Raw genomic sequence first — 22,089 nt, forward strand, 5'->3', positions numbered from 1 at the left:
GGTAAGTTATAGTAACGCAACATTTCTTCCGCTTCCTTATCGTATTTCAGTGCAAAACAGAACTTCATACCCACATTTGCAACCTCTTTGTTTTCTGATTGATAATCGGATGCATTTTGTGTTCCTAAATACAAGCCGATATTGTGATAACGTCCTTCTCGAATGATTTTGTCAGAAGACGCCGCACCCTCTTTATTTTTCAAAATACTTGATGCTTCATCTTGTAGGTACACTTTGAAAATACTACGATCGGAATGCATTAAGGATTTACCAAATGCCGCTAATGCAATTAAGATACTACGAGATAATTTGTCTGTAACACTTTCATTCTTTTCCTCTGATTTCGGAATGCGTAAATGTTGAATTTGTAATACTTGTAATGGACGTTCTAGGCTTAATACACGGTAATCTTGACCTTGTTTACCAAACAATAAATCTCCTAACTGGATGCCTTCTAAGGTTGCTAAACGATTTGTAAGAGCGTTTAACCGTTCTAATTCAGTTGGCAATAAGTTAGGTTCTTTCTTCATTTCCTCTAGCTCTTTACGAACCAAAGTTAAACATGCATCTTCTTTTTCTGCCACTCGTTCAATAGCTTTATATAAATAGTCATATCGGATATCCTCTAACCCTACATCCGATAGGAACGTTAAAATTTCAAGTGCTAAACTCTTCGCATCCTCTATTGTTGCGCTTATTCGGAATGGGTCTAAACAGCCCGCATCCTTTTTATCCTTCCCAAGCGTCCATACTTGCAAGGTATCCTCATTGAACCCTGGCAATAATTCTGGCCATCGTGTGCGGTCCCCTTTGGGGTCGATTATAAATGCCCTTCCCCCACTCATCACAATCCAGAAAGCGAGTAAATTCATTAAGAAGGATTTTCCTTTCCCTGTTTGCCCCGCAAACATAACTGATAAACTCTCAAACGCTGTTACAATGTTATCTAATGCTTTCGCCGCGAGTTCTGGACGAACAAAAACAGGACGATTTAATTTCTTTGTCTTTCCAATGTAAAACCCTTGATTGTCACCAATTTGCGTTGTGGCCCCGAACATGCCCATTGCAAGTACACCTGGCTCCACAAACAATTTGAAATCCGTATTATAACGCTTTGAACCTGGCAAGAACTCGTAGAAGTACGATAACTGTTCTCCATATGGATTGACCAATTCAATTTTCATTTTGCGATATTCTGTAATGAGCGTATTAACACGTGATTTTAATGTTTTCGCATCTTCGGCATATACGCAAAACAGTACACTTAGTTCATATCCAGGTGCCCCCGTTGTTTCAAATCGATCTTTTACAATTTTGACGCCCCTTGCTTTACGATCAATTGTTAAATCTGTTGTACGACCGCCCACCATTGCTTGTTGACGTTGATCGTTTAATTCCAGTTCACTGTTTGAAAGTTTTTGTGTGACCATCTGATTTTCTAAGTGATACGCTCGAATACTCATTTCAACAGGAAACTTTAACGAATGAGATTGAATGCGATAAATCCACTCTCCACCAGGAAAGGCTGATATTTCGGGCATATCTTTCACCGCAAGAAAAGCAACATGAGAGGTTTCGATTTCTCCTTCTTCATTTTGTCTTTCAAGGATAAGAGAACGCCCTGGGCTTTCATCGATTACCGTATCTGTTAATTGGACCATTTCTTGTAAATCTGGACGGCGTACTTTTACCGCCTTTCCTTCTTCATTTTGCAACGTAACCGTAGAACCTACTTTCCAGTTTTGATTCCGATTCAGTTCTTTCATACCACGTGTGAAATTATGATGGAATACAAAGCGAGTCGTAGCTGGTTTCGCACGACGTGTATTCGGAAACGCCCCTCTGACTTGACCAAATAGTACATCCTCTATTTCCAAATAATTTTCGATTTCTTCTTCTAAAATATCCGTCACATTCATACCCGATATATTTTGAGCTGTCTCTGCAAAGCCTTCTCTTACCTTCTTCATAAACTTCCATGTTTCTACGACAGGGTTACGAATTTGTCTTTCTTTCTGTTCCATGTTCAGTTGTACTAAAACGAAAAAGCGATATTCCATGTTCTCTTTCGCAATGGCCGCATTTCGTAAGTATTCTTTTACCTTTTTGAAAAGAAAGCGTCCTGTTGGTGCCATTGGCCCTTTTAAAGTGGAAATATGTTCATCCAGAATTTCATCTGAATTTGTTGTACGAGGAATCACAAGCAAGTGGATATCATATTCTTGATGGGTAAAAAGACCGAGTTGATTACGATAGTATACTTTTTTCGTACTTTCGTCTTGATGATCGTATTCAAAACCGTCTATTTCATATACTGCGGATACTTTTCCATCTATACTAAACGCTAAATTCTTTTCAACGTGCTTTAATGGTGGTCTGTTCATCGTTTTCAACATATTCAACTTCCTCCTTTTGGGGTAAAAATGTTAAATCATAAGCGTGTATGTCGTTCTCTTCTTCTTCACTGGATACATGTACGATTGGTAAATCTTTTACATCATGTTGTACACATACATGACCATAAAACACATGTTTTTTAAATTTGGGCAAATTCACTAATCGACTGCTTTGATGTTTACGTAAACGAAATGTGATCCAGGACCGAACAAAAGAGAAAAGTGATTTTCCATCTGTTTTATATTTATCTGCACCCCATACGAGGAAAAGAGGAATCACACCATAATACATGAGCCAAACTTGATCGATCATATCCCCAAATATCCATTTAAAGGGAGGAAGGAAGCGGAAGGCTACAAGCCCCGCTTCTACCGCCGCAAAATAACCAAGTGCCCTCCATGTAACCGCACGCGGAAGACGATACCCCATAATTTCGTACTGTCTTCGCATATAGTTCATATAGCTTCCGAAACAATAGACAATGATAGATTTTGATTCTTTTTCCTTCATGTAGCTCCCTTCCTTTCCATCCCTTACTTAGACGCCAAACAATCCGCCTAACCACGTTCCGATTGTTTTTAATGCATCTGGTTTGTTAATGAAGAATACGACAATCCCGCCGCCAACAATTAACGTGATCGCTTTTCCCCATGCGCGCTTTGCCGCTACGATCAAGATAACAATGATAAACGCACAATATAACGCGTATGTTCCTTGTGTCTTCATCATTTCGAAAAATCCTTCCAGACCGATTCCTAACACAAAATGATTTATACTAAACATATACATGCCCCTCTCCTATTTTGTTTTTAAATCTTTTACAATCCATTGCTTTCCATCTTGTTTGACAAACAACGTGTAACCTGTTTTCATTTTCGTTTCAGAATGCGGATCAATCATAGATACCTCTGTTTGTACCTCATACGTGCCTTTTGTTTTTCCTGGATAAATCTTAGAGGAAAGTACATTTTCAAATTTCATGGCTCCTTCTAACCCTTTAATATCCGTATTAGCTAACACATACGCGAGTTCTTTTTGTGTTGCGGTGGTATAGGATTTAAAGAAAGTGGGTAGAAATTCTCGAATATCTTCTTTGACAGCGAGTTCATGGACTTCCTCTCGGTCTTTCTCTTCTTTTCCTTCTGGTACTTCTGCTTTTTCATTTACCTTGACAATTTGAGGGAATCCACTAATGACAAAAGCCTTTCCATCTGATTGAACAGGAACCGACACTTGCTGGATCACCTCCTTATCCTCTGGACCGCTATTATCTGCCTTCATGCGGCTTAATTTGTATCTCACTTTAAAAATTACGTTTGCTTCTTTATCTGTGATCTCATCTACTTTTAATACAGTTGCGTATAGAAAATGGGAATCCCATTGGATACTTGCAAAATCCAAACCGACTTGTGGATCAAGTGTTTTCGGTATATAGAGTTGTAAGCGCTCTGAACGCTTCTTCTTGCCTTCATCCCCTCTTTGCCATGTAAAGTATTCTTTTGCAAATCCGCGCGCAAATTCAATCGCTTCTGGACGCGAGGCAAGGTTTTGTTTTTGCGTGACTTCTTTTGGAATGGTACTGGCTTTTGCTTGTGTATCTCCCTTTCCTTTTACTACGGTTGTAATGGATACAATCAGCATCCAACAAAACAGGAGCCAAAAGGTCCATTTCCCAATTAAGCGGCCTTTATATGAAGGAAGCCTTTTTGCTTTCCTTGCCTTCCCTTGTTTACTTTCAAATGTTTTTGCAAACCACTGTTTCACCTTTTGAAGCATATTCATCCCCCTTTCAATTTCGGTACTGGCGTAAAGATCGTTCGTAGCAATCACAAGCGAATGAAGCCATGCCAACCGCGGTTGATTCATCTTGTATTTCATTTCTTGCATAATTGATAAAATTGTTGAGTTTCGTTTGACTGCCTGTGATATATGGGAATCTAGCATGCACCACATACCGTTTGTCTTCATGCTTCCCCACTTCAAAGGACGCCCCATCTGTAGCCCGAAACGCCCTTACAAACTCTAAACCTTCCAATTCGTCCATCATGCACTCTCCTTTTCTCTTAAAACTGTAAGAAACTTGTTTGCCTTTTCTTTAAACATCCACCCTTTGTCTATCCGTGCTTGCTGGAACATGTCATAACAGCTGATTTCATGTTCAATTTCTAACATTGCTTTTTCTTTTGTAAGCTCTATCCCATCGCACTTCCATTCCAATTCATTTGTATCTAATCCGATTTCTATTTCGATAATTTTTCCATTTTCCATCAGATAAAACTTTTGCATATATACATCTGTTTGAGATAAACAAATCTCATGTATTTCCTCACAACCCATTCCCTCATAGATTTCTGCTAGAAATTGAACTTCAGTTTCTTCTAAACTTCCTCTTTCATAAGTGTTTTTATGTGTAAACATCGTTTATCTCCCCCTTATGATCGACTATCGGCCATCTTCCATATTCCCACTACCACCAGGAAGAGAAGTAACACGCCTTCCCATCCTTGCGTATAGTAAATTTCCACCACTTTACTTTTCACCACTTCCCAGGCTTCTCTTGATCCTGGTACTCTTTCAAATAACCAATCTGAAAAGACAATTAACAGAAAAATACTGGCGCTTATCGATAAAATAAACCGAAACACATTTTTACAGCCTCACTTTCTTATTCGGATTCTGAATATTGCGATAAATGTTACCGAATGGGTCTTGCAATATATCTTGAAACAGTGTGATAAACACTGGTATTTCTGGACTACTTACCCCTTTTAAATATCGAATCAATTCTTTTTCTCTACTTTCACTACCCGCGATAAATACCAGGCGCCATTGTAATATTTCATAACCCATACCAATATGCGTCCGATACTCTGCCGCTTTTCCTTCTTGTGCCATGAAATCGTTATAACGGATAATCTTTTTTTCTAATACTTCTTTTGATCCGTAAGAACGTTCCATTTCCATAAATACACCAATGTTTTTATCGATCTCTTCTTTTAACCCAATCACTGCAACTCCATCTGGGCGTATGACACGACTTTTTCCTTTTGCATATTGAAATGTGGCCCGCGGTTCGTTGATCCATTCCTTTAGTTCCAATCTTTCTTCTTGCTTCGATATTAATGTCATGGCACATTCAATTTTCGCTAACATTAAACTGTGATATACAAAGGATGCCGAGCGTTTGGACCAACTATTTTTCCAATGCACTTCCCCTCGAAATCCACGAACCATTTCAACTCCTTTTGGTGTTAATGTATAAATGCGTTGAGGTTTCGCAACTTTTCGTTTCTGATTTCTCGATGATGTAACAGGTAAATACTCGTAACGGATATAGCCCGCTTGCTCTAGCTTATATAAACGATTTGTTACAGATTTTTTTGTATAATCCACATACACCTTTTGATGAATGTACTCAATATCCAAGTAGATGTGTGTATGCAAGCTCATGAGTAGTTGTTCATCTGAAATTTGAAATAAAATGTTTCCCATGCCCCTTACTCCTTTTCCCAACTATCGAAAATGCTCACTTCTTGCGGTGTATCCTCTTTTATTTCTACATTTTCTATTTCGATTGTTGTAACAGGCTCTTTTACTGTCTTATCTTCTTTCTTTACTTCTATTGTTGTCGTAGCTTGTTTTCGGAATGGGATAATTTGCGCTTGGTGTGCGGGTTCGACTGGCTCTGTTTCTAAAACAGGTTCTTTCACCTCTTCATTAGAAGATAATTTCTTTTCTAACTCATCAAACCCCGATGTCACAACAGGTTCTTCTTTGGTTAAATTGACTTTTTCGGCTTGTTGATACTTGCCTTTTCCATATAGAAACTCATCAATTTCCTTGTCGATTTCTAATCCTGCTTTCCCATTTTGTTGCTCTAAAGAATGAATCTTTGCTCTGGTCCATTCATTTGATGCATGAATTTCTTTTTCGTTTTTATAATTCGCCGCTTTTCCATTTGGTAGATATCGGTCTAATGGTGGAACTCGTATGGTACACCATACATTTTTTGCTTCACCTCTGATATAATCTTGTGTTTGAATCGCTACAACTAAGTTAGGAAGGTTTTGCAAATACTCTGTACGGAATTGCTTTTGCATAATGCCTTCTAACGTTTTTGCGGAATTATGACCTTGCCTACATACAAAGTAATTTCCGCCCGCCTCTGTTAACATGTCTGTTAGCTCTCTGTCTAACTGTCCCGACACTTGCTGGGTAATCACCCATAATCCAAATCCATGCTTCCGATCCTTTGCGATGATTTTCGGTAGAACGGGTACTGGCACGTCATGGGCTTCATCTATCACGCCTAAATGTAGTTTTGAACCATGCGGCCGCTGTTGAGCGATACGGTGATATTGGTTACAAATGTAACCGACTGTAAGCAATGTATCTTCTTTTCCCATGCCCGCTAAATCATAAAAGATAAGGTGTCCTTCATCCATCCACTTCCGAATTTCTAAGGAGAAGCCTGTTTGCCCGTACATACGCTTTAAATACAACGTATTACGGAAGATATCTAATCGGTTTAAAATCGCTTGTGTGCTGTCTTCTAACGCGCTTCCCACTTCATATTTCCAAAAGTGAGAGTAATATTTTTGTTCCGGCCCTTGTAAATTGGCAATTACATTTGCTCGAAACAGTTCGTCAGATATGAAGAGTGGGATACTTAAAATCGTGTGAATTTGACTCTTATCACAAAGTAACGTCCCAATAATCGCTCTTAGTAATCTTTCGGTTTGTTGTGCTTGCCCTTGAATCATTAACTTAATCATTTCCATAATGGATTCAACCACTGTTTGGATATCTTCATTTGGAAAGCGATGAAACAAATTCAAGGCTGGTGGATGATCTGTATTTCGAAAACGGATAAAATGAACTTTACTCCAATCAACTTGTTTCCCATCCTTTTCCGCTTTTAAGAGTCGATTCATTGCTACATACGCTAAATCTTCTGTTGGATCAAATAGAGACAATCCGCCCGCTTCATTCGGATTTTCTAACCATTTATCAATGACACTTTGCATCAACCTCATGGCAATGGTGCTTTTACCAGACCCAACTTTCCCCGTAATGTAACCATGATTTTTGAAAAAGTCTTCTCGAATTTTTACTAATCGATCCTTAATATAGGGATGCATCACATGGCCAATTGAAATGCCTTCGGCCAATAAATCATTTGGTATCATGTTTTCCCCTTTATCTAGATACAAAATGTTGCGCTCTGTCTTGCTGTTTTTATCCCCTGTTACGTTAGGAAGATGAAACAAGTTTAATAGCTCTGATCCCGTCCAGATCATTTTCCCGTATACGGGATGTGGTACAGCTGGCATGCTGCGTCGGAGCCTTCTGTATCTCAGCTCATTCACATCGGCCATAATACTTGCTACCATATGCCCTAAGTTCTTGATGACAGGTACACCAGGATAGTGGTCACTTGCAAATGAAACAGATACTTGAAACGCTACTTCATTTTTTGCAAACCGTTTATTTAATGCGCGAATCTCTTCTTTTTCAAAGGCATCTAGCCCATGCTTTTTCTTCTTTCGAATGGCTTTTTCTGCTTTTCGAATCCCTTTTGTCAGCTGATACCCGTTATCTGGTGTAAAAGCAACATCAACCCATGTCTTTTCTTCCATTGCACTTCCTAACATCGGTAATACATCACGTGTATAGCGTGCTAGTGATAACGTGGCATCTAGCCGCTTTCTCTTTAATACCATCCGTCCTCCTACCGCTTTCCTTGTTGGAAATGGCATTTCTTCCTTTGGGACAGTATAAATTTCACTGTGGGTATAGGCGCTTTGTATCGCTTGCACAACCTGTTTGATTTTATCTTCTGGACCACCTACATAAAAGCGAACACGCTCGTTTTCTCCCTCTGGACGATACATCGTCATGCGGTACCAATCGCGCCCTTTTAACAGGCGTTCTAAAGGCTTTCGGCCCGAACCATGTACATGCCGAATCATTTGTCCTAGTTTATCTGGTGTGACTTCATCATCTATGTGCGGAATGAATAATACGTATCGATACCGCTTCTTTTCTAGATATAAATAGATGCCATGTAAGACAATCCGTATGACAATTCCCAACAGGATCAATAAAGCAATCCCACGAAACACACCGACTACAGTTGGCACCAGCTTCATCAATTCTGTGAGGATTTTTTCTTTAGAAAACCAGACAAATGCAACAGCTCCTATACCTAAAAGCATTTTCCAGTTCTTTTCTATGAAATTTTCAATTTCTTTGTCGAGCTTGCTGTGCGCCACTTCTTCACTTCCTTTCTATCCTTGAAATGGCCTTATGCAAGGGCGAATAACTTTTCACGATGCTTTTCTGTGTGTTCTTCTGCGGCTAATTGAATCAAGATTTGAGGTTGCATGATCCCGTTTTGAGGTTGATTAATTTGATCTAAGAGTGTTTTATAGTTGAAGAGTTCTTGCTTCACTTGTTCGATATCTAATTCACCATCTACCGTTACTTGTTCTTTCCAGAACGTTTCCCAGCATTCTTGACGATTTTGATACGCTTGTTTTCCCATCTTGCTTCCTCCTTTTAAGTGGGGAGGATATTCAGTGAAAGAATGTCCTCCCATGAATATTATGATTTGTGCGCTTTTTTATAGGGGTCTAATGTGACTAAGAGGGAAGAGAAAATCATGCTCTTTCCCATTCTTCCCGTCCATTCTTCTGTACGCTTATTTGTTGAAGGTGTATGTGTTGTATGTGGAACTCGACCAATATAAAAACCGCGTTTACTTCGCATATGCTTAATTGGTTTCATTAGAAAACCTCCTGTATTGTTTTATCATTCTATATCGTTAAATAGAAATATTGTATAGTTTTAAGCGATGAGTGGGTCTAATTCTAAATACACATCAAATCTGTGCAATAACTCTTCTGGTATCGCTTGAAAACTCACAAAAACTCTTACATTCAGTTCCTCTAGCTCTTCTAAAAGATTGATGAATCCCTCTGGATTATTGGAATACAACCTTAATCCTTCATCTATGATAACGACATCCGATTGTTTGCATGTTTCTATCTCGGTTTTGCTTAGAAAAGAATCTTTTGATGTAAAGGTGATAATCTGAGCACCCATTTTTTCGTATTCTTTATACTCTCCATCCCCATCTAAGACAGTCGCTTGTTGATTATCCGCCATGACAAGGGTAAGAAGTTGCTTCATCAAACCTGTTTTTCCTTTTCCTGTTCCACCTCGTACCAGGATATTTCTATTTTCTTCCCCAAATACAAATTGAGGATTCATTTTGTTCCCTTCATTCTCTATGACAATGGAATTTGACTTACTCATGTCATACCATTTTGGTTTTATAAATGCTGGGATTTGTGCACTTCTTCCAATAAATGTTCCACACATAGCAATCTCACCTTTCCATTCGTATCAATTTTTTATCAAGCTATTAAATCTAATTCCTCTAAATCTGTAGAAAGAATCTTAATTTCTTGTTGGTGCTCTTTGAATAGAACATGTTGGATATTTTTTCGCAACTGAAACCCATCTTCCACCAATGCAAGTAAATATGATTTCGTATATTTCCTATTATTGATTTGATAATGTACATCAAATATGCACATGATCCCGCCCTCCCTTATCAGTTGAGAGTGTTTTACACTTCTTGATTCTTACGTTTTCTAAATGCGTAAACAGCTAGGATGCTTCCAAGAACGACAAATGTAACACCAATCCATTTCCAATATGGATTTTCAGCTTTGCCGCCTGTTGTTGGTAAATGGCTTTCTACTTTCTTAGGTTGTTCTTTCATCGGTTGTGGTTGTTTTACAATGTGTTGTGGTTTCTCTGGTGTTGGTACAGGTTTTTCAATGACCTGTGGCGTTTGTGGCTTCTCTGGTTGTGGTTTTGGTTGTTCTGGCTGTGGTTGTTCCGGTTGCTCTGGTTGTGGCGTTTCTGGTGTTGGTGGAACTTCTTTTTTCTGATCTGCTACAACATGTTTGATAATCTCACCATCTGTTTTAATTTCAAAGGAGAATGTTTCTTCATTGATTAAGTATCCCTCTGGTGCAAATGTCTCTTTATATGTGTATTTACCAGCTGGTAATTTTTCAAACTTTGCAATGCCTTGTTCATTTGTTTTTCCTTTTACAACTTCCTGGCCTTGCTCGTTATAGATTGTAAACTCTGCACCTGGTAACTTGTTGTTTCCATCGGCTACGTCTACTTTTGTAATTTCTAAGCTACCTTCAATCTTTTTGTTTTTTACGGTGTGTTTAATAATTTCACCATCCGTTTTAATTTCAAAAGAGAATGTTTCTTCATGTGACACATAACCTTGTGGTGCAAGTGTTTCTTTGTATGTGTACTTTCCTGCTGGTAGTTTATCGAACTTCGCAACGCCTTGTTCGTTCGTTTTCCCTTTCACGACTTCCTGGCCTTGCTCGTTATAGATTGTAAACTCTGCACCTGGTAACTTGTTGTTTCCATCGGCTACGTCTACTTTTGTAATTTCAATTGATCCTCTAATCTTCGTATTCTTTGCAACTAGCTCAATTGTTTTCCCTTTTTCAGTGATGCTAAACGGAATCGGCTCTTTTACCAGTACATAGCCCGCTGGTGATGTCTTTTCAATGAATTGGTACTTTCCGAATGGGATATTATCAATTTTGATTAACCCGTTTTTGTCTGTCTTATGCTCACTGATTTTCTTACCTTTTTCATCAGCTAGGATAAAAACAGCACCTTCTAATTTCGTTTTTCCGTCTTCATCTACTTTTAAGAGCTGTACATTTCCTTTTACTTGATCGTTTTTCACTTCAAACGTAAGTGTTTGATTATGCTCTTTTACTTCAAATGGATACTTTGTTTGATTTAATAAGTAACCTTCTAATCCTTTCGTTTCCTGGAAGTAATACTTTCCAAACGGAAGAGAATGTACTTTCGCAATTCCTTCTTGATCTGTTGTTACTTTTGTGACTGCCTTTCCTTCTGGCGTAAATACTGTAAATTCAACGCCTGGGAGAATCTTGCCTGTGTCACTGATCTTTTTAATTTCAATATTTCCTTTGATTTGTACATTTTTCATTTCTACAACAGCAACTTCACCTGTTTTTACTTCAAAAGGCTTTGGTGTAGCGTCTAACACATATCCAACAGGTGCTTTCACTTCTTTTACAGTGTATGTGCCAAGTTCTAAGTTACCCATTTCAGCGATACCGTTTTTATCAGCTGTAATCGTTCCCATAACTTGTTGATTGCTGTTTGCGATTTCAAATACTGCGCCTGGTAGCGGCTTTTTGTTTTCATCCACTTTCATCACTTTTAAGGCGCCATTTGCTTTCCAGAATACTTGTAAGTCTGTGCTTACCTGTTCTGTACTGCGCTCTAATAGTACAGTTGCATCTTGAATCGTACTTGTTCCTTTATATACGACTGCATGAACATTTGTTAGATTTGAAACGACTTTTAGAGATAGTTCACTACTCTTAGAGGATTTTGGTACTTGAATACGGAACTTTTCTCCTAGTTGGAACGTTTCTTTTGCTTCACCTTGTTCTGTGACAATACGTGTGCCTTGTGGTGCATTGTTCATTTCTACGTGGAATGTACCTTTTTTTGCATTTGTTTGAACGTTGTATGTTGTTGTTTCAAAATATTCACCGTTTAATTGTGCTTCTTGTTTATCCGTTGGAATGACATTCATCCAGACATCTTGTGTATCCTGGCTTTGATTTGCCGCATGAATAATGTTCTTTGCCGCTTTTTCAACAGCCGCATTCTTGAACTGTAATTCATCAACGGAAATTTGGCCAAGTGCATTCCAAAGAGCTAATTGCGTTGCATAATGGGCCTCTTTCCAATTGGCAACACCTAAATTTTCTGGTGTTTTCTGTGGGTACCCATTCATTAAGACGCGATAGGATACATCATCTGTTTTGCCCGCTTCGGGTAAATCCTCTCCATTTGGGGATTTTAAACCGTATACTAGGCAATACGCAATTTGACCACTCGCGTTCTTTAGAAACTCTGTACGAACATCTTTCCCATACTGCGGACTATAGGCCCAATCCATCTGATACCTTTCTCGATTGATTACCTCCGCACTGGCTTGATTCAGTGGAATCAAGAAGCTCATAACGAATAAAAGTACACTCGTAAAGAGTAGTAGTGTTTGATGCGATCGTTTCAAAACCATTTTTTACAGCTCCTTTAGGATTATTCAGTTTTCAAAGGACAGAATATTTAGAATTTTAATTTTCTAAATATAGAACAATATACTTTAGTCATAATTATTTCGTCTTTTAGCCGAATTTCATTTACAATACACTTAGATAGATGTAATCAATAACATGATTTTTATTCATTCTGTGATGGGTATTGCACGATAATATGTTGGTCTGAAAAGTTTCTCGATCGGAACTTCAAGGAAATCAGCTATTTTTTTAGCTTTATTGTCTTTCAGACTCCTTCTTCCAATTTCAACATCATATAATGTGCCGATCGGAATCTTAGCGCCTTTGGAAACTTCCTTAATACTTAAACCTTTGGATTCCCTGTATTCTCGTACAACGGTTTTGTTTTCATGTGACGCTAGCATTTTTTCACCCTCCCTTCCCTTAATTACATTGTATTCGGCTTAAAGCCGAAAGTCAACACAAAACGAATAAATTTTATTCAAAAACGCAATTTTGTTTTAAAATCCATGCAAAGGAGTTTAATTATGACCAATACATTTCTAGGACAAAACCTTAAACATCTCAGAAACTCACAAAAGCTAACTCAAAAAGAGCTAGCTTCCAAAATTAATATCTCTTATTATGCTTATAACAATTGGGAAAATGATTTAAGGGAACCCGATTTGCTATCTTTAAAAAAGTTTTCTATTTACTATGACCTTCTTATTGATGAATTAGTTAATACACAAATAATTTCATCAGATTCTATAGAGATACAAAATCAAAAACTAGATATGATAAAAAATCTAGAAAAAAAAGATATACTAAAACCACTTGAAGAAAACTTAAAAAGACTAAGATCATTAAAGGGACTAAGTCGCAAAAAAATCGCCGAAGAATTAAATACTCCCTATAGTACCTATGCTGGCTGGGAAAATGGATTTAGAGAACCTGATATTTCCACGCTCAATAATATAGCTTCATACTATAAAGTAAGTATAAATGATTTATTGAATCCAGAAGCGGCCGTTAGGGATGAAGATACATTAAAGCTCATTTCGCGCTTATCTAAAAATTTATTTGAAACATACATAAGTGTTCCAGATGAGCATAGAGCCGAATTAGAGAAAAAATTGATCGCCTATATGAATGAATTTAAATCTCAAAAAAAGATCAAATAAGTTTAGTTAAAATAATTATGTTTAAATTAGCCTGTCTTTTCTATATTTTCCCTTGTACTTTCTTGTTTACATATTTGGATTAAATCCATATATAGGTTGAAAATAGTGTATACATCAGTTGTACCACAATTATTCTTAACATTTTGCTCTAACCATTGAATATTTAATTCCATGACAATGCCACGTCCTTTTCTTATAATTTAAGAATCAGCGTCAAGGTGGTGTATTTTTTTTACAGAATCAAAAATCGCACCACCCCCTAAAAAGTACGAAAGACGCTACAATAAGTAGCGTCTAATCATTTCAAAATTCAGTTTTTTAAATTTAAACTCAACCAGTCCCAGGGTCTACCATCATATAAGATGTAGTTAAAGAGGGATTATCTTGAACCTTAGCAAACTTTTGAACAGGTTCGTCATGTAAAGAAGTTACTGAAATCCCTAAGATAAGTAACATGCACATTAAATATTTAGTCAACTAAATTCACCTCGCTTTTCAATAGCGCTTGTTTCACACCTCTAGCATAAAACAAGTTTCCAGATCTTTCAAAAGATATTAATGCCTCTTTTAAACCTTGTATGTCTCCAACTACTTTTGAATAAGAATATAATTGATGTGCACTAAATCCATTTTGTTCCAAAATTTTATACATTGCAAGCCCTTTTTCTCGATCTCCATGTATACATTCATAATGAGCGTGTTCACCAATATGAATATAATCAAAATCAATCTTATGAAGATTAAAATTATTTTCGATATACAGATGTGCCAATGTTGTTTTAAAAGCAAAATATTTTTGAGACTTTCTAGGGACATGGATATTATCAAGAAGCTCCAAAGCTGATTCCATGTGCATTTCTGCCCTCAAAGGGTCCTCATATATGTAACTCTCTCCTAAACACCCTTTTGCAACAGCCTTAATCATCGGAATTTCTAAGTCTGATTTTATGATCGATTCACAGACTTCTCTACATTTATCAATTTTGTCACTCAATAAATATATATAAGCAAGCCTTTCTCTATATTGCATATATAAATGATCTTTTATATATGTCTGTTTAATGTCTTTTATAAATTTTTCCGCGTCTTTTGCAAAGGGAGCAACTGCATTTGATTCATCCTCATCATACATAGCCACAGTATAAAGCAAATTTGATAACGCTTGACACTCTGCGTTAGAAGAAATTTTTAAAGTTTTAATTTCATCAACTATTTTTTGCCCCTTAATTTCATTTTTATTTCTTCGATTAAATAAATCATAGATTAACAGGTACTGACTCACACTATCGGTATTAATATGTTTTTTTATTAATCCATCTATAATCTCATAATCACCAGAAACATGCGAATAACACAAGGCTTTCCTAATGTTCAAAGGGCTTTTTACTAAGAGTATAAAGGTATTAATTTTTTGACGCCTTACTTCTAAATTATCATATAAAATACTAACAACTTTTAAAAAGCTGTCTAATTTCATTTCATATTTATTTTTACATTCTATTGCCCTAGTTATTTTCTCTCTACTTACCCCCGATAATTTAGCTATTTTACGTAATGTATATTTTTCGTTTATTTTTTGCGATATTTCATCCATAAGATGTTTCATTGTAAATTCTTTTGTAATGATCTCGTTCATAGTGACAATTCCTCCTCACTAAACCCTATTAGCCCTTTACAAAATTTTAACATATCTTCATGTTTTTTATTTTAGAATATTACGAATCTTCGTCAACCTGGTTGAAAAAATATATACTGAAAATTCTGAAAATTCTTTAAATTTTTATTGGAATTTCGAATAGGTTTTATTCATCTTTTATTGATATTTTGTGAGGAACGTTTTACAATACAAATATAACAACAAAAAAAATAAACCCACCTCGAGCTTTTATCTGGCTGAAGTTTGGCGACGACACCAGATAAAAGCTCCCTAACAGGGTTCATTCACATAAAAAATTTATATGATTTTTTTTAGTATCATACTTGATACTGAAATTATACCATATTGTATATGTAATGTGAATATAGAACCTCTGTTTTTCCAGCATTTTTCTGTTTATTTTAGGTGGGAAAAATAGGAGGTTTTTTCATGCTACTAAATAACTTTTTGCTGAGTAGAGCAAAACGAGAATTAAGTCCACACCTGGTTCATGTTCCGCGAGGTGCTATTAATAAAACAGTACAAAAAGTAATTAAAGCTATTGATCTGATTCTTAAAGAGACAGAAGGTAAAACCACTAAAGATTTCTTCATACAAACACCACGCCGCTATCAGGCATTGGAAGTTGTTTTATCTTACCTAGTACAAGAAGGATACTCTCAAATGCGACAAACTCAAATTAGTGAAAAATCGGGTATCTCTGTACCAATTATCAACTTTATTCTGAAGTGGTTAGAGGACCTCGAGGTATGCCATCAAATCAAAACAAGACGTCATGGTAAGAATGCACCATCTATTTACATATTAAGCCTCAATACCAATTATTTAAAAATCATTGAATACTTTAAGCAAAAATGGGCGTTTTCAATTGATATGTTTTCTACATTTACAAAGTTTCTATCTAAAAAACTAAGTAAAAAACAGGAGCAATCTACAGAACAAGCCGAAAAGCCAATTGTGCCTACATGCCAGGGAATAGACATATTGGATTCTGTTGCTCCTTCAAATGAAGAAGTAGAAGAAAAACAGCCAATGAATCCCCCTGATTTGGGTGAAAAGTTAGAACTACGATTCCGCGAAATGGATGAGTTTATGAGTGAAGATCAAAAGAAACTCTATATGTATATCATAAGTAAAGATACAAATATTACTGAAAAAGATGCTTATACAATCGCATTGCGTATGCCGCCAGACGTAGATTGGGAAGCAAGAAAGACTTTTGAGGATTGTGTACAGTTTTTTGAGATAAACAAATCACAAGAAAGTACGCCTGCACATTTCGTAACAATCTATACAAAACAGTTAACTGCAAATAGGAAGCGTAGACAGCAACAAGCGCAAGAAAACATAAGAAATATAGGATTGAGAAAATCAAATAAGAGTACAATCCCGTTAGATTTATTCAAAAAGATGCTTGATCCAAACGCGTAAATCTCGTTTTTCACAAAAAAATAATTGTTTTATAGCCTTGTTCAAAAAATTCATATCTAACAAGGCTTTTTGTCATGCCATTCTTTATTTTAATAGATTAAACATATTATCAATCTATTATACTTTTATAAATTAAGGGCGTTTTTCACAACAAATCCACTATAAATTTAAACTCAAATTGAACCTGCTTTTAAATCAGTAATTAAATAAGAAGAATTCTCTAATCCCTTGTAAGAGTAAGGCTCATTGAGCAAAAACAAATCCTAATGTATTTAATGCTTTTAATTTTTAAAAAACAAGATTTAATTATAAGGAGTTTCCTATATCGGGAGTTTCTTTTTTTTATAAACTTCTACATATCATTCAAAAATTGATCAAAATATCAAAATAAAAATCTTCTCTTCACTTAATATATAAATCTACAGTATTTCAGTTGCTCATCCTATTTCCGAACAAACACATTAATAATTAGTATCTTTATTCGTTTCTTTTCCTGCATATCATGATAATTGTGTATCTATTATCAATCCTAATTCTATCCATGCATACTGCAATAATACTGATGTTTATGTTATGCCAAAGTGATGCGAATATGATGTCTATGTAATGTATACATGATGAAACGCGGCATCATTTCGGCATAAGTGCAAATTAAGGTTAATGTACACAAACACTAGCTTTATTCTACATACATAAAGAAAAAGAAAAACGAAGCTCTCCTGTTAAGGGTATCTTGATTCAGCTATGAATCAGATTCCGTTGACAGGCAGATTTTCAAAAAACTACGTAGGCGGGGCGGCGGCCATTCCCATTCCTCGCATATTGTCCTCCCTCAACATCGGCCCATCATTCGCCTTCCGCTCATTCCAACACATCTGTATATCCCCCTATATCACAACCTCACGACCTGTCTAGCCAGGCTCATATGTCTCCGCATAGCCCCGCAATGTCTCGGCTATGGCATCCCACACAAGCCCCCTCAAAAAAACCTCACGCCCTAGAATCCCCTATTGCTTGTTTATGTGGTTTTCGCATATAATTGCGGTACACAATTTTTAGGACAAAGGAGTATATAAAAATGACTTGGGAACTTTCTGTTGATGTTTTCCTTTCTGATCTGTTAAAACATGGCCGTAAATCATCCACAGTTAAACAATATCGCTACGATCTCACACTTTTTACATCTTGGGTACAGAAATGCGTCAAATTGACTCCAGAAGCGTTTTTTCGTTCTTTTGATACAAATACATTAGATAGATATTTAAAAGCGCTTAAAAAGGAACGTAGAGCGTCGATTTCTAATGTGAAGCGTGTACGAGGCATTCTAATAAACTTTTTACAATTTCATGGCGCCGCCCAGGATTTAAAAAGTGATGTCTCCCCTCCTGGACTGACTTCTAAACACTTTGCATCAGACAAAGAAATTACAAAGCTATTCCGCGTCATGCGTAGTTATAACGGGTTAACCGACTACCAGGCGTCAGGACGAAAGTTTATTCTAGAACGTAACCTTTTATTGATCCACTTCATGTTAGATTATGGGCTATCTATCCAGGACATTCTCACACTATCCATGCATGATATACACTTTGGGACGAATACGATTACCCCAGGAGGGCTACACGCCCACAAACGATCCATTACCCTTTCAAAAGAACATGTAAAACTTGCCTTATCGTATTACAACAAGATTCCTAACCTTGTAAGACCACGCCAACAAACGGGCGATCCCTTTTTTGTGGCGTTTGATTTTGGCCCGCAAACATTCCGATGGGACTATGAAAAAGATCAACCCGCCGCTTTAACTAGAATCGCTGTACAACGTATGTTACAGAAAGAAGCGAAACGCGCTGAAATCCATATAACCCCTACTATGCTACGGAACCGTTTTATATTAAATGGGCTACAAAATGACATGAAACCCATTGAAATTAAAGCGTTTTTGGGATTAAAAAGCGTTGAGGCCCTACATAGATACGTTCAATTCTGGAATAAACAGCAATGAAAAGAGTTTTATATAAGCATAAAAAAGCACTGGTTCCAGCAAAACTAGGGCTTTTTTTATGCTGTTTTTTAACACTAAAAATAGTTTCTAAAAAATTCAAAATAAGTAAAAAAATGCTTGTTTTGTGCGTTAGCGCATGATAAAATATAATTAAGAAATGCGCTAGCGCATTGAAATACTAAAAAGGAGCTGTTGACCATGAAATTCTTTCAAAGCGTCACTACCTTAGAGGAACTGAAAAAGCAATATAAAAAACTAGCAAAGAAACACCATCCCGATTGTGGCGGGAAACATGAAGATTTTATTGCATTAAAGAAAGAGTATGACAGACTTTTTGAGCAACTACATAGTAACTCTGGAACACAAAACAATGGAGCATACCAAAACATCATAGACGAACTTATCAAATACGATATTGAAATTGAAATCATCGGGACTTGGATTTGGGTAACAGGAAACACTTATTCTTTGAAAACTGAATTAAAAGAGTTAGGGTTTAAATGGGCATCTAAGAAAAAGGCTTGGTACTGGTATGAAGGAGAGTATAAGAAGTTTCATAGCAAAGACTTCTCACTCGATGAAATTCGCACAATGCACGAAGTGAAACGTATCAAGAAAAACAAGCCAAAACTTGAAGCATAAGAGGGGATTTCCCCTCTTATCTTTCTCAAAAAAGGAGATGCCCGCATGTATGTAAATGCAAATTGTGAAAAATTTAAGCACATATACGATATGAAAAGATTAAAAAGTTATAGTGACATGGTTGATCGAGATATAGAAAGATTAGAAGAAATAATAAAAAAACTTAAAAATTATCAAATGGATATATATGAACATGCTCAAAATGTTGCAAATACTGAATTTAAAAGCGTTGTGACACTCGTTAGAAGAAGAGATTATTCTACAAATCATGTGAAATATCATGTACAACTAGAAATGCGACCAAACGTCAGTACAGATTATATAGAAAGTGAACGGGTGTACGGTTTTTACAAACATGAAAAAATGTTTACAGGTAGAGAACGTCACCTGGCTTTAAAATATGCGGATGAGCTTGCAAAGCAATATCATTGTGAAGTTGAAAGGAAGGGATTTTATGCAAAGAAAATTTAGGCTTCCAGACGATGTCTGGGAGCAATTTCTAAAAAAAACAAGTGCCCCTGGCGAAACCTTACGTTTATTAGTGATTAATTACAATAATGATGATAGCGACCCATTAGAAGAAGTCATGGGCGTTGAAGAAGCCGCCGAAAAGTGGGATATGCCACCAGGAACAATTAAAAATTTATGTGCCGCGGGAGAAGTAAAAGCAAAAAAAATAGGTAACAGGTGGATTATTTCAAAAAGACAATCGGCCCCACGATCTAAAAATAATTAAATTATATGAAAATCAATAAAAGTCAATACAAATGAATACAAGTGAACACGAATCAATATGAAAAATACTTGTATTTTAATGATTTTTATGGATTTTTACTGATAATTTTGTATTGACTTGTATTAAATTGTATTAATTTGTGTGTAATTGTATTGACTTTTTAGGAGAGTTTAGCATATAATGGAATTAAGTTAATCAATAAAAAATAATCTTTAGGAGGTTTTTATATATGGCAATTCTTAAAGCTGGTGCAGACGCGGGAAACAGTGGTTTAAAGTTAAATGTATTAGGTCTTGATCCTTTATTCATACCAAGTATTTATTCACATCACATTGGAGAAGCAACGAACATTTTGAGTGATGAGGATATTTCTATTGAAGAATTAGAAAACAACATTGATGTTACAATTTCATCACCTACCTTAAAAGCAAACAATATGCGTTATATCATTGGTCAAAAAGTGATTGATGAAAACATTAAAGGTATTGAAATGGAAAAGAAATCGGATAAATCGAAAGATGATCTTGTGCTACTTGTTACATTAGCTGGTTTAGCAATTAGTGCTATGAAGAAACACCCAAATAAAAATAAAATTGATGTGACTTATGATCTATCTGTTGCATTACCTGTCGCAACAATCACACCTCAAACAGCACAAGAGTTTGTAGAACGTTATATGAATCATCATACGGTGAAATTCCACCACCCAAGCGGACGTGAAGTAGTAGTTAATATTCAAGTTGAATTTTGCAAGTGTTTACCAGAAGGCGCGGCGGGTTCATGGGGAATCGTTTATGATGAAAAAGGTAAAACAATTAAAAGAAAAGTAGAAACTACAGAAGATAAAACCACAGAAATAGACTTTGTTGACAAAACAATATTATCTTTCGATATTGGTGCTGGTACGACAGAAGAAGTTGTTTCTCATGGTGTTAGCTTTAAACATAAAATGAGTCGTGGTTTACCATATGGAGTTAAAGAAACTTTACTTGATATTATCAAGGTTTGGAACTTAAACAATAAACAAAAGACAATAGACAGTATTGCTGAATTTAATGCGATTTATCTTGATTCTGAACACCCTCGTCATATTCGTTTAAAAGAGGCATCACGTGGCGCGTTATTAGGTTTAGCAAATCGAATTGCAACTGATATTATTAATAAAATTGATGATATGAAAGATGATCCGTATGTATTCATTTATGGTGGCGGTGCCGCAATTGTAAAAGAAAGCCTACAGCAAATTTTAGAACAAAAAGGACGTTTAACAAATGTTATTTTCTTAAAAGACCCACTTTTCGTAAATGCACGCGGATTACTTGTGTACACATGCTCTCCAAGATTTGAAGAATTAAAAGAAAAAGCGCTTGCTCCTGTCGGTGAAAAATAATGGCTCGTAAAATATACAAAGCTGGTGATAGAGCAAATGTCTATATTAAAAAAGACATTTCACCAGAAATGATCGATTTTATTAACAAACAAAGTGATCTTACAATGTTCTTTTTGTATGCGGCGCAACAACTTCATAAACAAATTGGTAATACGGATGTAGCGGAAATTTTACCACGTAAATATACATTTGCATTGGATAATGAAACACAACCTTTACCAATTAAACATGATGAAGGTTCAAAAGCTGTTCATACACCTGTTTCAGATCAAACTCATATCGAAACAAGTCAAGAAATAACGAATCCTGGGGAATCCAATGATAAAGAAGAAAATACATCATGGAATAAACTAAATGATTTAGAAGATGATCCATATGCATAATGCAAAGAAAGAGTTGTTCTTTTATAAGAGCAACTCTTTTTTTATTAGGGTTATCTTTGTATTGATTTGAAAGTCATGAAGATTATTAAAGAAAATACTTACAAAGACTT

Annotated in this window: 25 protein-coding genes; 8 read left to right on the forward strand and 17 right to left on the reverse strand. The window is 36.1% G+C overall.

The features are described from left to right. The 15 genes from AU379_RS16820 to AU379_RS16890 form a co-directional block, all read right to left on the reverse strand. A partial coding sequence (locus tag AU379_RS16820) for an ATP-binding protein (protein ID WP_061139519.1) occupies window positions 1-2,396 on the reverse strand: 2,396 nt, incomplete at its 3' end. After that, window positions 2,356-2,907 carry a TcpE family conjugal transfer membrane protein gene (locus AU379_RS16825; RefSeq protein ID WP_061139520.1) on the reverse strand — a complete coding sequence of 184 codons (552 nt, stop codon included), beginning with the start codon at window positions 2,905-2,907 and terminating at the stop codon, window positions 2,356-2,358. The genes AU379_RS16825 and AU379_RS16820, both read right to left, overlap by 41 nt. A 27-nt stretch (window positions 2,908-2,934) precedes the next feature. Next, entirely contained in the window at window positions 2,935-3,186 is a 252-nt protein-coding gene (locus AU379_RS16830; RefSeq protein ID WP_061139521.1) for a TcpD family membrane protein, read from the reverse strand. Window positions 3,187-3,195: 9 nt separating this feature from the next. Further along, window positions 3,196-4,173 carry a conjugal transfer protein gene (locus AU379_RS16835; RefSeq protein ID WP_061139522.1) on the reverse strand — a complete coding sequence of 326 codons (978 nt, stop codon included), beginning with the start codon at window positions 4,171-4,173 and terminating at the stop codon, window positions 3,196-3,198. 13 nt (window positions 4,174-4,186) lie between these two features. Next, on the reverse strand, window positions 4,187-4,444 hold the full coding sequence (locus AU379_RS31235) for a hypothetical protein (protein WP_061139523.1): 258 nt from the start codon (window positions 4,442-4,444) through the stop codon (window positions 4,187-4,189). Then, a complete protein-coding gene (locus AU379_RS16845; RefSeq protein WP_061139524.1) occupies window positions 4,441-4,815 on the reverse strand; it encodes a hypothetical protein in 375 nt (124 codons plus the stop codon). Before AU379_RS16845 ends, AU379_RS31235 begins: the two co-directional genes overlap by 4 nt. A 14-nt stretch (window positions 4,816-4,829) precedes the next feature. Next, window positions 4,830-5,042: a hypothetical protein gene (locus tag AU379_RS31240; RefSeq protein ID WP_000488217.1), complete on the reverse strand. Its 213-nt coding sequence runs from the start codon at window positions 5,040-5,042 to the stop codon at window positions 4,830-4,832. Window positions 5,043-5,046: 4 nt separating this feature from the next. Further along, on the reverse strand, window positions 5,047-5,889 hold the full coding sequence (locus tag AU379_RS16855; RefSeq protein ID WP_061139525.1) for a replication-relaxation family protein: 843 nt from the start codon (window positions 5,887-5,889) through the stop codon (window positions 5,047-5,049). Window positions 5,890-5,894: 5 nt separating this feature from the next. Next, window positions 5,895-8,672 carry a hypothetical protein gene (locus AU379_RS16860; protein WP_061139526.1) on the reverse strand — a complete coding sequence of 926 codons (2,778 nt, stop codon included), beginning with the start codon at window positions 8,670-8,672 and terminating at the stop codon, window positions 5,895-5,897. Window positions 8,673-8,704: 32 nt separating this feature from the next. After that, a complete protein-coding gene (locus AU379_RS16865) occupies window positions 8,705-8,944 on the reverse strand; it encodes a hypothetical protein (RefSeq protein WP_061139527.1) in 240 nt (79 codons plus the stop codon). Between the two features lie 59 nt (window positions 8,945-9,003). Continuing rightward, window positions 9,004-9,186, reverse strand: coding sequence for a hypothetical protein (locus AU379_RS16870; protein ID WP_000802604.1), 183 nt, complete (start codon window positions 9,184-9,186; stop codon window positions 9,004-9,006). A gap of 60 nt (window positions 9,187-9,246) precedes the next feature. Beyond that, on the reverse strand, window positions 9,247-9,783 hold the full coding sequence (locus AU379_RS16875; protein WP_061139528.1) for a type IV secretion system DNA-binding domain-containing protein: 537 nt from the start codon (window positions 9,781-9,783) through the stop codon (window positions 9,247-9,249). A 35-nt stretch (window positions 9,784-9,818) separates the two neighbouring features. Further along, window positions 9,819-10,001, reverse strand: a complete 183-nt coding sequence (locus AU379_RS16880; protein WP_061139529.1) for a hypothetical protein — start codon at window positions 9,999-10,001, stop codon at window positions 9,819-9,821. A gap of 32 nt (window positions 10,002-10,033) precedes the next feature. Beyond that, window positions 10,034-12,574, reverse strand: a complete 2,541-nt coding sequence (locus AU379_RS16885) for a SpaA isopeptide-forming pilin-related protein (RefSeq protein WP_061139530.1) — start codon at window positions 12,572-12,574, stop codon at window positions 10,034-10,036. 165 nt (window positions 12,575-12,739) lie between these two features. Beyond that, window positions 12,740-12,976, reverse strand: a complete 237-nt coding sequence (locus AU379_RS16890; RefSeq protein ID WP_000881199.1) for a helix-turn-helix domain-containing protein — start codon at window positions 12,974-12,976, stop codon at window positions 12,740-12,742. 123 nt (window positions 12,977-13,099) lie between these two features. Here AU379_RS16890 and AU379_RS16895 point away from each other — a divergent pair, with 123 nt between their 5' ends. Beyond that, the gene (locus AU379_RS16895) at window positions 13,100-13,735 is read left to right on the forward strand and encodes a helix-turn-helix transcriptional regulator (RefSeq protein ID WP_000185547.1); all 636 of its coding nucleotides are present in this window, start codon (window positions 13,100-13,102) and stop codon (window positions 13,733-13,735) included. A gap of 330 nt (window positions 13,736-14,065) precedes the next feature. On the opposite strand, the gene AU379_RS30625 is transcribed toward AU379_RS16895, so the two are convergent. Beyond that, the gene (locus tag AU379_RS30625) at window positions 14,066-14,212 is read right to left on the reverse strand and encodes a hypothetical protein (RefSeq protein WP_000170514.1); all 147 of its coding nucleotides are present in this window, start codon (window positions 14,210-14,212) and stop codon (window positions 14,066-14,068) included. Further along, complete coding sequence (locus AU379_RS16900; RefSeq protein ID WP_061139531.1) at window positions 14,205-15,371, reverse strand: AimR family lysis-lysogeny pheromone receptor; 1,167 nt, start codon at window positions 15,369-15,371, stop codon at window positions 14,205-14,207. Before AU379_RS16900 ends, AU379_RS30625 begins: the two co-directional genes overlap by 8 nt. Window positions 15,372-15,821: 450 nt before the next feature. On the opposite strand from AU379_RS16900, the gene AU379_RS16905 reads away from it, so the two are divergent. The 7 genes from AU379_RS16905 to AU379_RS16935 all read left to right on the forward strand — a co-directional run bounded on the left by AU379_RS16905 (window position 15,822) and on the right by AU379_RS16935 (window position 21,979). After that, entirely contained in the window at window positions 15,822-16,823 is a 1,002-nt protein-coding gene (locus AU379_RS16905; RefSeq protein WP_061139532.1) for a hypothetical protein, read from the forward strand. A 1,078-nt stretch (window positions 16,824-17,901) separates the two neighbouring features. After that, window positions 17,902-18,828: a site-specific integrase gene (locus AU379_RS16910; protein ID WP_061139533.1), complete on the forward strand. Its 927-nt coding sequence runs from the start codon at window positions 17,902-17,904 to the stop codon at window positions 18,826-18,828. 198 nt (window positions 18,829-19,026) lie between these two features. Beyond that, complete coding sequence (locus tag AU379_RS16915; RefSeq protein ID WP_000667966.1) at window positions 19,027-19,470, forward strand: hypothetical protein; 444 nt, start codon at window positions 19,027-19,029, stop codon at window positions 19,468-19,470. A 45-nt stretch (window positions 19,471-19,515) separates the two neighbouring features. Beyond that, a complete protein-coding gene (locus tag AU379_RS16920; protein ID WP_061139534.1) occupies window positions 19,516-19,941 on the forward strand; it encodes a hypothetical protein in 426 nt (141 codons plus the stop codon). Next, window positions 19,925-20,206 carry a helix-turn-helix domain-containing protein gene (locus tag AU379_RS16925; protein WP_001189040.1) on the forward strand — a complete coding sequence of 94 codons (282 nt, stop codon included), beginning with the start codon at window positions 19,925-19,927 and terminating at the stop codon, window positions 20,204-20,206. Before AU379_RS16920 ends, AU379_RS16925 begins: the two co-directional genes overlap by 17 nt. 229 nt (window positions 20,207-20,435) lie before the next feature. Then, window positions 20,436-21,596 carry a ParM/StbA family protein gene (locus AU379_RS16930; protein WP_061139535.1) on the forward strand — a complete coding sequence of 387 codons (1,161 nt, stop codon included), beginning with the start codon at window positions 20,436-20,438 and terminating at the stop codon, window positions 21,594-21,596. Then, window positions 21,596-21,979 (forward strand): hypothetical protein, encoded by a 384-nt coding sequence (locus AU379_RS16935; protein ID WP_061139536.1) that lies wholly within the window; start codon window positions 21,596-21,598, stop codon window positions 21,977-21,979. Before AU379_RS16930 ends, AU379_RS16935 begins: the two co-directional genes overlap by 1 nt. Window positions 21,980-22,089: the final 110 nt, after the last annotated feature.

This window comes from Bacillus sp. JH7, from assembly GCF_001563515.1.
GTDB lineage: Bacteria > Bacillota > Bacilli > Bacillales > Bacillaceae_G > Bacillus_A > Bacillus_A cereus.